Raw genomic sequence first — 12,442 nt, 5'->3', positions numbered from 1 at the left:
GCTTAGTTTTACTCCGCATGACATCCATCCCTTCAATACACATTACTCAACACTCAATACTCAATACTCAATACTCAATACTCAATACTCAATACTCAATACTCAATACTCAATACCCAACACTCAAAATTCAAAACTCAAAACTCAAAATTTCCCCGCCCCCTGATCCGCACATGGCCCCAATGATCTCTTCCTTTATTCCGTTCCCGCCGGTAAGCTGGTGGGCCTACGCCCTGCAGGCGGGCAGCGTAACGTTCGACGCTGCCGAGCACTACCAGAAAATGAGTTACCGCAACCGTTATTACCTGGCCGCTCCCGAAGGCAAACTCCTGATGAGCCTGCCGCTCGACCGCGGCCGTAACCAACGCATAGCCGTGCAGGAGGTACAGATCTCCGACCGTACCAACTGGCAGGATAACCACTGGAAGACCATTGTATCGCTTTACGGCAATGCCCCTTTTTTCGAACACTTCGAATACCGCATCAGGCCTGCATTTGAAGCTCCTGCCGGCCAGCTCGCCGACTGGAACAGGAACAGCATCATCCTGGTCGATCAATTGCTGGGCCTGGGTTTACAGCTGGCAACAACTACTATTTACCAGCACACTTATGCCGGCCAAACCGACCTGCGTACCGCCCTGCTCCCCCAACAAGCACTGCTTAGCGATATGCCGCCTTATTACCAGGTATTTGCCGACCGTTGCGGCTTCCAGCCCGACTGTTCGATACTCGACCTGCTCTTTAACGAAGGCCCCCATGCGCGTACCTATCTGAAAGCACTCCCCCTGGAAAACAAGGCATAAAAAAAGCGGGTTGTTCCAAGGAACAACCCGCCGGTATAAGATTAAAGCAGGAAATTACATCTGCCATTGTTTGCTGCGGAAACGCTCGCTTACTACGAGCTCTTTGCTGCCCGGGGTATACTTGTAGAAACCTTCGCCGCTCTTCGCACCGAGGAAACCGGCCTGAACCATATTGCACAGCAGCGTAGCCGGTGCATACTTCTGGTTGCCGAAGCCCATGTGCAGTACGTTCATAATAGAGTAGCAGGTATCCAGACCGATAAAGTCGGCCAGTTGTAAAGGTCCCATCGGGTGGGCCATACCGAGCTTCATGATGGTATCGATCTCTTCAACACCGGCAACACCTTCCTGCAGGGAAAGGATCGCTTCGTTGATCAGCGGCATCAGGATACGGTTAGAGATAAAGCCGGGATAGTCGTTTACCACGCAAGGCACTTTGCCCAGCATTTTGGAAAGATCGTATACCGTTTGGGTAACTTCTTTATCGGTAGCATAGCCATTGATGATCTCTACCAGGCGCATAACCGGTACAGGGTTCATGAAGTGCATACCTACCACCTTACCCGGGCGTTTGGTGTGCGAACCGATGCGGGTAATAGAAATGGAAGAAGTGTTGGTAGCCAGGATGGTTTTTTCAGGGCAAAGACGATCCAGGTCTTCGAAGATCCGGATTTTCAGGTCGATGTTTTCAGATGCGGCTTCTATAACCAGGTCAGCATCCTGTACGGCTTCACCGAGGTCGGTGTAGGGAACGATGTTGGCGATGGCGGTTGCCTTATCGGCTTCAGTGATCACATTCTTGGCGATCTGGCGGTCCATATTGGAACCGATCTTGGCGATTGCCTTGTCGAGCGCCTCGCGGCTGATATCCACCATATGCACTTTACAACCGTATTGTGCGAAAACGTGCGTAATACCATTACCCATAGTACCGGCACCGATTACGGTAACCGTTTTAATTTTGGATATACGCTCCTTGGCAGCCTCGTCCAAACCTATAGTTTCTACTTTCACTGTTTCTTTTTTTTCTGTTACTTGAGACATAAATTAGCTGAATAATTTTTAAAAAACGGCTAAAGTTAATGATTTTTTAATAACTACGCGCGAACCTTATCCCCGGTTGTGGATAAAAATCCACAGACCGCAAAAAGCGTATGACGGCGCAGGAAAAGGTACCGGCCAAGTCATATTTGCATATATCCATATAAATACCAGGACTTTATCTTAACCGGTAATATTGCAAACATTTATGCAACAGGCACGCCTGTAATATTTAGTATTTATTATTCAATTTAGAAAGAATATGGTTTTTACGGGAATCTAAAAATAAAAATGCATCGTGGTAAAAAAATTTCTGCGATTCGTATAAGCGGCAGGCGGGTTATCCGCGCCCTTCAGAGGGGGTGCAGCATGTGAAAATATTATTAATTTCCCGTGCGAAAAAAGCGCCTTGATGGCCCGGCCAGGGCGCTGCAGGCGCTTCCGGAAGGCCTTAAGCAGGGCACGCCGATCGCACCTAAGTTTATGGTGTTACAACCGCTAAAAGAAAAAAATCCAAACTATACAAATAATTAAGTAAAATGATAACTTTGCGCCCATGACTCGTAAAAACATCCTTTTCGCTGCAGGCTGCAGCCTTCTTTTTTTGGCAGCATGCCAATCTTCAAAAGATCAGATCGTACGCAAATGGCAAATGGACACCATTGAAAGTCCTACTGCCGACTCTATGATGAAGGTGCGTGAAAAAGCTATCGATACTATGACTACCGTAGACAGCTCGATGGCGATGTATTTCCGTACAACCAACCTCGACAGCATCAAAATGCTGATGAAAAAAGAAATGCAAACGTTCAAAGAACAACAGGAAGCCAGCGCTAAGCAAGGTTCTATGAACTTCCGCAAAGACGGCATCATCGTGTTCGAAGGCGGTGGCAATACCGATTCGCTGAAATGGCAGCTGATCGACAACAAAAAACTCGTACTGACTGCTATCGACCCTGCTAAAGGCCCCGGCCAGATGGATACTTTCCTGGTTGAAAAACTGACAGCTTCCGACCTGCGTCTGAAACTCGAAAAAGGCACCAATAAAGTTTTCTTTAATCTTAAACCTGCCGGAGAGAAGAAAGCAGAAGAAAAAAAATAAATTGACATGAGTCAAGAATTGGCATCCGGAAAAATCCGGATGCCCGTTTTTGTAAGCATTTCAAGCGAATACCCTTATTTTTACTCCCTTTTAAACTAAAGGACAAAATTTATGGCAGAAATAGCTTTCCGTCAGGCATTGCGTGAAGCACTAAGTGAAGAGATGCGCCGTGACGAGCGTGTGTTTTTAATGGGTGAAGAAGTAGCACAGTACAATGGCGCTTATAAAGTAAGCCAGGGCATGCTGGACGAGTTCGGACCCCGTCGTGTAATTGATACTCCTATCGCAGAACTGGGGTTTGCAGCGATTGCTGTAGGCGCCGCCTCCAACGGCCTGCGTCCTGTTGTGGAATTTATGACCTGGAACTTTGCCGTACTGGCCCTGGACCAGATCCTGAACCACGCTACCAAAATGTTATCCATGAGTGGTGGTCAATTCGGCTGCCCGATCGTATTCAGGGGACCCAACGGCTCTGCCGGTCAGCTGGGTGCGCAGCACTCTTCTGCATTTGAAAGCTGGTACGCCAATATCCCCGGTTTAAAAGTAGTATCCGTATCCAATCCATACGATGCCAAAGGCCTGCTGAAGTCCGCTATCCGCGACGATGACCCGGTTGTTTTCCTGGAATCGGAAGTGATGTACGGCGACCTGGCTGAAGTACCGGAAGAAGAATACCTGATCCCGATTGGTAAAGCTTCCGTAAAACGGGAAGGCACGGACGTGACCATCGTATCTTTCAACAAAATGATGAAAGTAGCGCTGGGTGCGGCTGAAGAGCTGGCCAAAGAGGGTATCAGCGCCGAAGTGATCGATCTGCGTACCATTCGTCCGCTGGACAATGAAACCATCATCAACTCGGTGAAGAAAACCAACAGGCTGGTGATCGTGGAAGAACAGTGGCCTTTCGCTTCTGTATCTTCGGAGATCTCTTACCGGGTACAGAAAGATGCATTCGATTACCTGGATGCACCGATCCACCGCATTACCTCTGCCGATACCAATATGCACTACGCGCCTAACCTGGTAGCCAAATACCTGCCGGATGTAGCCCGTACCGTAAACCTGGTGAAAGAGGTGATGTACATCAAAAAATAAAATATTGCATCTGCATGTATATAGAATTTGACAAACACCGTAAAGGGCGTTTGTCAAATTTTGTTTTAAGGATGCCCGTAATCATAATAAATTGGTTAATTTAGCGTTTATACAAATTGACCTACGGCTTAAATCATGTTCCCACGTTTGAAAAAGCTTTTTTTACTTTCCCTGTCTATTACCGGCATCCTGCAGGCTTCGGCCCAGGAATTTTACAAGTCGACAGAATATGGTGTACAGCTTGGCGGGTCAACTTACTTCGGCGATCTTAATCCCAATTACGGCATGAAATACATCCGTCCTGCGGGCGGCGTATTTTTCCGTTACCATTTCAATCCTTATATCTCTGCCAGGGCGGCGATTAATTATACCAAAGTAGGTTACGACGACCAGTATTCGTCCAACGAATTCCAGAAGCAGCGTAACCTCAACTTCCGTTCCGATATCGTAGAAGCTGTAGCCATGGCCGAATTCAACTTTTTCTGGTTCGAGACCGGCAACCCGCAACACCGTTTTACCCCTTATCTTACCGGTGGTATCGGCGCTTTCTACTACGATCCTTACACGATCTATAACGGCAGGCGCTACAGCCTGAAACCCCTGGGTACAGAAGGCCAGAATACCGCTGAATTTGCCGACCGCAAGTACAACAACGTCAGTATTTGCTTCCCGGTTGGCGTAGGTATCAAATACTGGCTCAGGCCGGGCATGAACTTTGGTTTCGAGATCGTAAACCGCTTTACCCTTACCGATTACATCGACGATGTAAGTAATACCTATGTGGGTAAGGAACGCTTCGTAATCGACCCGATGCGCCCCAATGTAGCTTCACAGCTGCAGGACCGCTCCATAGCCGTAGACGGGCAGCAACTGGGCCGCGCGGGCAAACAACGCGGCGACAATGCCACCAAGGATCAATACCTGATGGCGCAGTTTACCCTTTCGTTCCAATTCAAGACCTACAAATGCCCTTCGCACCTGAAAGGCATGATCTGGGAACCCTGATCCGGCGCGGCTTAGCGCCCATTTATCTTATCTAAAAAAATTACCGTAAACATTGATCATGGCCGCGATATTCGACATGGATGGTCTGTTGCTCGACACAGAACCATTATGGGGCGTCAGCATGCTTAAAATAGCAGAACAATACCAGGTACCGGTAGGTCCCGACTTTTTTAAATATACCACGGGTCTGCGGATCTACGAGGTAACCGAATTCTGGAAAGAGCGTTTTCCCTGGCCCGGTGCGGCAAGCGCCCGGCAACTGGCCGATGATATACTCGACGATATCATAGCCCTCTCAAAGGCCGAAGGCGGCGTAATGCCGGGCGCCCTGCAAAGCCTGCAATGGTTGCGCAGCGCAGGTATCAAGATCGGCCTGGCCACCTCCTCGCCTACCCGTATGCTGGATGCGCTGATCGACCATTTCGACCTGCGCAGTTATTTCGATGTACTGACCTCGGCCGATACCGCGCTGTTTGGCAAACCACATCCCGAAGTGTATATGCAATGCGCCCATGCCCTGAACGAAGCCACCTGGAATTGCGTGGCGCTCGAAGATTCGGTAAATGGTATGATATCGGCCAAAGCCGCAAGGATGAAAGTGATCGTGGTACCTGAAGAGGCCCGGTTCGACGATCCGCGGTTTGGCCTGGCCGATGCCAAACTGCATTCGCTGGAAACATTCGGAGCGCAGGTATGGCGCGAAGTACAACTAAAATAAAAAACGACAGCCGGAGTAAAAACTCCGGCTGCGCTATGAAAAAGACCCGGCCCCTATTCCGGTCTGTCATATACTATCCTGTACTGGCCTGCTAAGGGGGCTCCCGGCCCCGCCTGGCCCGTATTTTAACTATGATCAGTCATGTAATACCAGATGGCCTCCAGGCGATCGGAACCTGCGGGCTTATGGAAATAGACATCATAGATCATCACCCGGTCACGGTTCATCTGGCGGTAGGGGAAGCGTATCACCCCTTCGCCCCGGTTATCGCCATCTGTACGCCGGAGGTGCACCAGGCGGCCATTTCCGCCTATTTCCAGTTCGTAGTTTTCCAGCGGGGCGATCGGTTTGTCGCCGCTGTTTACAAAGGCGATCCATTCGGCACGTTTTTGTTTGGCCTCTTCGGGCCGCAGGTAACTGGCCTGGAACACCATCATATCCGCTACATCAAAGGTGCCCATAAAGGCTGCGCCGTCTTTTCTCCGGTAAGCATCGATCATGCGGTTATACGCAGCCACCACTTCTTCTTTCAGCCGGACATCGTTGCGTAAAGGCTGGCTGTTGGCCCAGCCCGGCAGTTTATACGGCACCGTGGCCTCGAAGCTCAGGGTATGACTGAACACCTGGTCGTTGCCTTTAAACTGCACCTGTTTACCATCGCTGAGCTCCGGCAATGCATAACCGGCCACCGGTACCGGCGTGGTCATACCGCCGCCCTTTTGCCAGGCGGTACGGGTAATATCGATCTTAAAATCTTTACTGTCTGAAAGCCTGGCCTGGCCCGGGCGGGGCATTAAACGTACCGTCAGGCTCTGGCTGCCGCTTTGCATAATCGCTGCGGTAATAAAAAGGGTAATGGTACCGCCATATCGCCCCGAATGGGTATATATCGTAACATCGTTCACCAGTACCTGGTAACCGAAGCTTTCGCTGTTCACTTCCATCTGGTAGATCGGTTCCTGGTCGTATTGTTTTAAACGGTTAAAGTCAAGTACGGGTTTAGCCGTTTCTGTTTGTGCCATAGTGGTATTGTGTTTCGCTTGCTGGTCTTTATTTTGCGCGCACCCCGCCAGTGCATGCAGGGACAGCAGTATAAAGAGGGTTCGCTTCATTGATATATGCTTAAGATTTGAATAAAGGTATCTTCCAATCCGTAAGGGGCCATTCGTAGGCATCCATTACGATCACTTCGCCGCTGGCCGTATAATGAATGCCATCGCGGCTTTCGGCGCTTTTCTTCTCTGCACCGGGGGTACTGAATCCCACACCGCCTTTCGCATCGAACTTCATCGTTACCCCCAGGAATTTGATCGAGGGTTCGAGATAAAGACCATCGTCAAAGGCTTTGGCATTGCCTTCGCAACTGATCCCGCTTTTCACTTCCCCGGATACGGCGCCATAGGCTTCATATTTACCAAACAGGAAATTGCCGATCTCAGCAGAGCCTTTTACTTCGGCCTTAAAGGCGATCTCTATTTTGCCTTCGATCTTAAAGGGACTTTCCTTGTCGGCTTTAAGGCGGTTGCTGTAAGAGCTTTCTGCCACGGTGCTCATACGCCCCTGCCCTTCTGCACTCAGTTCGCCGCTCACGGTCATATCGATACTGATGTCGAAGTTATCGCCCAGCACATAATCTGCAGCCTGTATAAACAACACCACCGCTTTAACGACAGGGTGCGGGATTTTGCCCAGGAGGTTGAAGATATCGTACTTGATTTCGAAGCCCATAAGCGGCTCTGCCTTTATGATACCCTCGATCATCATACCCATAGCAGGCGTACTGACATCGGGCGGATGCTCGGCATACCAGCCTATCGACCAGGCCACGCTCGGAGGTTTGAACTCGAAGCTCCAGGCCGATTCTTTCTTGCCCGCCTTTTTCATTTCCTCCAGCTTCTTGCGCATATTGGCCATGCGCTTTGCATCTTCCTTCGGCGTTTTCTTGGTGGCCTGCTCATCTACCCCGTTGATGATGTTGTCGATCTTCTCTTTGATCTCGGCCAGCTTTTTAAAGAAAGCCGTGATTTTCGGAAAGGCCGACGATACTTCCATGCTTTCGTAAGGCCGGTCGAACTCGCATACCAAAGCGCCCTTACACTCTATAATGCCTTCTATCAGGGCATTCTGGGGGTTCAGCAGTTCGTAGTGTTTCTGCGTCATACCGTTCCAGCCGGTCTTATTGCGGGCATCGCGGATAATGGCATCCTGTGCTGCCACACGTTTTCTGACACCTTCTGCGGTACCCAGTTTCTGTCGTTGCAAACGCCGCTTCTCCTGCTCCGCCATCATTTCCTTTACCTTGTAATCGTCGTGGTAGGCTTCTTTTACTTCTTTAAAGCGCTTGCCATCGTAGTTGAACGCCAGTTGGAATACCCACTTCACATCGGGATATACCAGGATGTTCATGGGCTTGGAATAACGGCAGGTATCGAGCGTTACGGGATAGCGCTGTACGATACGGCTATTGGTAGGCCATAAAGCCGCAGCCAGCCCTACAAGCGGGTCTACGCTATTGCCATGCGAATAGTCGTAAGCCACCTGCATATTAAACTTCTGATCCGACGACTCGAACACAAAGGGCGTATACTTTTCCAGTATTTTATAGGCCGACTGTATCTTGATATCCGTGCCCTCCGATTTGATGCTCAGCGTTTCCTTGATCTTATTGATACCCGACAGGCTGGTATCTTTTTTATCGCTGGAATAGGTGGGCTTGGCATCTTTCTTTTCTTCTTTCTTGAGCGGTATGCCCATTTCTTTCAGCACATCTTCCGTATCGTAGGTACGGTACTGTCCCGAGGCCTTGCCCCGCCCGTTGCGCAGCAGGTAAGCGATTGCCGAAAGATTGATCACATGATCCTTATGAAACACCTTGGGTTCCTTGACATACCGGCATTCGTCGGTAATAGGATCCAGCTGTACCACCAGGCTGGCGATCGCTTTGTTTACCCCGGCTACGATCGGGAACTCGAGCAGCTCCGCCATCTTGCTATGGATGTCTTTTTCATCGAAGATCGTGACGTCCTGTATCGTTTCCGAACCGCGGTATACCACACCTTTTACTTCAGTGTATTTACAGGGATGGAAAGCATCGGGGTCTACTTCTACCTTACCCGTAACCAGCGGGTTATTGGAGGTAATTTTGTTGGGCGTAACCTTGGTGCCGTTTTCCGCTACTTCCAGGTATTTACGGGTAAACCCTTCAAAGTATTTCTTGGTCTTCAGCGATTTCACCGTGGGATAAATTTTGAGTGAGCTGCCCGCTTCTTCAATCCAGGCGGGGCTTACAAACACTTCTACCACTGTCTTCTGTACATATACGAGGTCCTCGGCCTTGCCATCCGCCTTATTCTGCTCCTGCTTTTCCAGGCCGCCCAGGGTATAGGTTTTCTTCTTTTCGAAAGACAGTGCCTGGCTCACATCCACCTCGCGCGTAAAGGCGGCTTTATTACTCACCTTCGGATCGTTGGTAATGGTCAGTTTATCGTCGGGCGAGAAGATATCGTAATCGATCAGCTCCACATCTACTTCCTGGCCGTAAAGGCCTGCAGTGTAGATATGCAGCAATACGCCGGAGCCAAAGGCAACGGTACCCGTTATCGGGTTATTGTCGGCGTCGGTCCATATAGTATCGATTACCTTAGCCGTACCCATAGCCGAAATAAAGCAGCCATGCGGTACCTCGCCTACCGGTTTTTCAGCTTCGTGGTAAGGCTCGAGCCATACCAGGCCGCCGCCTTCGAGCAATGACGGGAAACTCAGCTGGCGTTCCCCGGTACGGGCAATATCGTTGGCAATGCCTTTGCCCAATCCCTCCGTAAAACTCAGCGTCGCTTTATCCAGCCCGGTACCCGCCAGCTGCCATACCCAACGGATATCGCTATAAGTACCGTTCAGGGTTTCCTGCTCTTTATTCAACACCGCGATCTCGCCTTTGATCCGTTTATCGGTACGGTCTCTTGCGGCTACATTGGCTTTATGCGATTCGCGTTCCTGGTCGGTCCAGCCGCCCTCGGCCTTCTTATTGAAGATTGCCACCGCCTTCTCGTACTCCGCCTGGTTTTCATCGTTCCTGGCCTTTATCTTGCCGTCGATAACCGCTTTGGCTTCGAGGTACTCTTTGATGCTTACAAACACCGGGCCCGCCTTCGTCAACTGCAGGTGGTTCTCTGCATATACCTGCCCGCTCCGGGGTTTTACTTCAATGTGAATGGTTTTGTCTGACATGGGTAACAGATTTCAGGTTGATCAGGCTCCGGCCGTACGGAGTATTTCACGCAATGCACTTTTCATGTCCACTACCGGCAGCAACTGCGCCATTACATCGTCGTTGCTTTTCTTTACGTTGGCAGTGCTTACTTCGGCCACCTGTCCGTGATTGGTAATCTGGATGCAGCCGCTGCCGCCTATGGGACAGGTCGCCTTACTATCCTCCAGCAGCGGGTTGCCACCATTGGTCAGTGTAACCCTGTCGTAAAAGCCCTGCCACTGCAACACCACGGGCTTACAGGGACTGTTGTTCATTTTGGCGCAGGAGCCAAAGGTATTTTTCTGCAGGGTGGCGCCGCCGGTATCCTTGGTGCTGGCAATCAGCTTACGCGCACCGTTGATATCGTTGGCGTACTCTTTCTTATTGGTTTTAACCATCAGCACATCGGGCGCGGTACCAAACTGGCACTTGCATGTAGCCCCTTCGACAACGTAATGTTTTTCGCTCATATCGTTACTTTTTAAACAAAGCCCAGAACGGCTTACGGGTTACGACTTGCTCTTCTTCTATAATATTCTGCTGCGGTTTCCGCTGTGCGCGGGCTTCTGTATTATTGCCCGGCTGGTGAAACAATTCTATGGCGATACTCCTGCTCTGCTGCCCGTCGGACAACTGTACGAAACCGACTATAGAATAGATGATATGCGTTTCGGGATAGAACTTATATACCAGGTCTATATTGCCCCGCACTTTAGACCCACCGGGGTCGGAAGCCAGGATTTTTTTATTGATGATATCCCGGAAGCTGCGGTCATCCTTACAGGCGCCTTTAAGCTGTATGCCGATCTTGCCATTTGCCGCCTCTTCGGGCGAGGCCGTAACCGCAAAGCCCACGGGTGTACCAAATGCGGTAAAAGGGAAATGCAGTTCGGTGCGGCTGCCGGCGCCGGTTAAGCGGTGGTCGTACATGCCCTGGAAATAAAGCGCAAAAAAAAGATCCTTTTTCAAACTGCCGGTTATATACCTTTCCGACGACAGCTGCGCCTCCATCAGGTTGAATACAGAATCGGCGACATCGCCTTTGTAATACTGTTCCATAGCGGGTTTCGCCTTGCGCCACCGCGCCTGTATCTCCGCATCGTTCAACACCGCTCCCATCGAACCATTGGCATGTACCTGTACCTTTACGGGGAAGAGGCATTTGCCCATGGCATCGGCCATTTGTTCGGCCAGCAGTTGCGGCGCCTGGTTATTGATGTATATCTGCTCCCTGTCTATCGTTACTGCCGCCAGTCCGCCCGCTGCATCACCCACACCGCTCAGGCTAATCCCGTAGTGCAGTTTCAGGGTTTCGGCTTCTCCTTCAAAATAGCGGATCAGCATACCATAGCGGTGTTTCAGCAGCGATGGCCGGTACCGCAGCCTCTGGTCCTGTTGTCCTTTCGTCTCCCGGGCGGTTGTTATCATAAGCTCTCGTTTTCGTTACTGTGTCTGTAAAACCCCTACTCTGTATATACCCGCAGACTGCAATGCCGGAAGGGTATGTCCTGTTGCCGGTAACGTAGTACCAGCGCGGCTTCCTGCTCCCGCTCGTCATAACTTATGATCATGGATGCTTCGTCGTCTGTAGCTATATTTTTAAACAGCTGTACCATTTCCTGTTCGTCCCATACGATATCGATCCTCACTTTCTTATCCCGCTCAAAAAACACGGAAGCCTCACGGGGCAAGGGTTTGGCTGTAGCCAACTGCAACAGTTGCTTATTGGTTGGCAACCGTTCCTGTTCGCCGTTCCAATAACGCACCGAGTAATCTTCGAATTTATCACCGGCTGTTGTTTTCAGGATCCACTTATATTTTTTACGGTATTGTTCCCACTGACCCGCATTGAGCGTATGTTGTTTTACCTGTTGCTGCACCGCTGCCGGCAGCTTTTGCTGTTCTTCCTTTACATCGCGTGCCCGGTCGGCCTTACCATAACTATTACCACCTACCGACCGGTAATAAAATTCATCCCAATCCACCTCTGTTTCCTTTGCCTGGAAGCGGGCCAGCTCTACCTGGTTCTGCCCCCTGAGCCACACGACCAGCATGCCGCCCGGCGCCATACCCACTACAAAACGGTCATAGGTTTCTTTCTTTCTTTTATTGTAATATCCTTCGCGGAACAGGTCAGCAATCCGTTGCACGGGCAAGGGAAAGTCGCCGGTATAAAATTTATTTTCTGCAAAGGAAAACCAGGTCAGGTGCAGCTTTGCAGGCAGCGCTTTCGTATCCTCATCGGCAATCCAGGTAATGAGGGAGGTACCCCATCCATCCTGCAGGTAATGCCCGTTGGGTATAGTAGTAGCCTTACCTGCCGCATCGGTAAAGCGCCCCTGGTACACCTGTACCGGGTAACCTTTAGGCGCCGTGGGCGATGCATCCCAGGCATATTTTTCTGAAGTATGTTGTTCCATAGTCTGGCA

General features: G+C 50.3%; 11 protein-coding genes. 5 read left to right on the top strand and 6 right to left on the bottom strand.

What is annotated here, in order from left to right; all coding sequences use genetic code 11:
• Positions 1 to 173 precede the first annotated feature (173 nt).
• A complete protein-coding gene (locus tag B0I18_RS12430; protein ID WP_181358447.1) occupies positions 174 to 803 on the top strand; it encodes a WbqC family protein in 630 nt (209 codons plus the stop codon).
• Between the two features lie 54 nt (positions 804 to 857).
• Here B0I18_RS12430 and B0I18_RS12425 read toward each other — a convergent pair whose 3' ends face one another.
• On the bottom strand, positions 858 to 1,847 hold the full coding sequence (locus B0I18_RS12425; RefSeq protein WP_219905971.1) for a 3-hydroxyacyl-CoA dehydrogenase family protein: 990 nt from the start codon (positions 1,845 to 1,847) through the stop codon (positions 858 to 860).
• A gap of 649 nt (positions 1,848 to 2,496) precedes the next feature.
• Here B0I18_RS12425 and B0I18_RS12420 point away from each other — a divergent pair.
• From B0I18_RS12420 to hxpB, 4 genes are all read left to right on the top strand, one after another.
• Complete coding sequence (locus B0I18_RS12420; RefSeq protein ID WP_106523045.1) at positions 2,497 to 2,946, top strand: hypothetical protein; 450 nt, start codon at positions 2,497 to 2,499, stop codon at positions 2,944 to 2,946.
• 111 nt (positions 2,947 to 3,057) lie between these two features.
• Positions 3,058 to 4,041 carry a pyruvate dehydrogenase complex E1 component subunit beta gene (locus B0I18_RS12415; RefSeq protein ID WP_106523044.1) on the top strand — a complete coding sequence of 328 codons (984 nt, stop codon included), beginning with the start codon at positions 3,058 to 3,060 and terminating at the stop codon, positions 4,039 to 4,041.
• Positions 4,042 to 4,188: 147 nt separating this feature from the next.
• Entirely contained in the window at positions 4,189 to 5,046 is an 858-nt protein-coding gene (porG, locus tag B0I18_RS12410; RefSeq protein WP_181358446.1) for a type IX secretion system protein PorG, read from the top strand.
• A gap of 58 nt (positions 5,047 to 5,104) precedes the next feature.
• Positions 5,105 to 5,764, top strand: coding sequence for a hexitol phosphatase HxpB (hxpB, locus tag B0I18_RS12405; protein ID WP_106523042.1), 660 nt, complete (start codon positions 5,105 to 5,107; stop codon positions 5,762 to 5,764).
• A gap of 125 nt (positions 5,765 to 5,889) precedes the next feature.
• Here hxpB and B0I18_RS12400 read toward each other — a convergent pair whose 3' ends face one another.
• Genes B0I18_RS12400 through B0I18_RS12380 form a run of 5 tightly spaced genes read right to left on the bottom strand, consistent with a single transcriptional unit; the run spans position 5,890 to position 12,433 of the window.
• Positions 5,890 to 6,876, bottom strand: a complete 987-nt coding sequence (locus B0I18_RS12400) for a hypothetical protein (RefSeq protein WP_106523041.1) — start codon at positions 6,874 to 6,876, stop codon at positions 5,890 to 5,892.
• Between the two features lie 10 nt (positions 6,877 to 6,886).
• Positions 6,887 to 9,991, bottom strand: coding sequence for a thioredoxin domain-containing protein (locus tag B0I18_RS12395; RefSeq protein ID WP_106523040.1), 3,105 nt, complete (start codon positions 9,989 to 9,991; stop codon positions 6,887 to 6,889).
• 21 nt (positions 9,992 to 10,012) lie between these two features.
• Positions 10,013 to 10,483 carry a DUF4280 domain-containing protein gene (locus B0I18_RS12390; RefSeq protein ID WP_106523039.1) on the bottom strand — a complete coding sequence of 157 codons (471 nt, stop codon included), beginning with the start codon at positions 10,481 to 10,483 and terminating at the stop codon, positions 10,013 to 10,015.
• 4 nt (positions 10,484 to 10,487) lie between these two features.
• Complete coding sequence (locus tag B0I18_RS12385; protein WP_106523038.1) at positions 10,488 to 11,441, bottom strand: hypothetical protein; 954 nt, start codon at positions 11,439 to 11,441, stop codon at positions 10,488 to 10,490.
• A 35-nt stretch (positions 11,442 to 11,476) separates the two neighbouring features.
• Positions 11,477 to 12,433, bottom strand: coding sequence for a DUF2931 family protein (locus B0I18_RS12380; protein ID WP_219905970.1), 957 nt, complete (start codon positions 12,431 to 12,433; stop codon positions 11,477 to 11,479).
• Positions 12,434 to 12,442: the final 9 nt, after the last annotated feature.

It is taken from the genome of Taibaiella chishuiensis (assembly GCF_003014535.1).
Lineage (GTDB): Bacteria > Bacteroidota > Bacteroidia > Chitinophagales > Chitinophagaceae > Taibaiella > Taibaiella chishuiensis.
The sequence above is the reverse complement of the archived record's forward strand: the minus strand, read 5'-3'. Positions and strand labels throughout refer to the sequence as shown.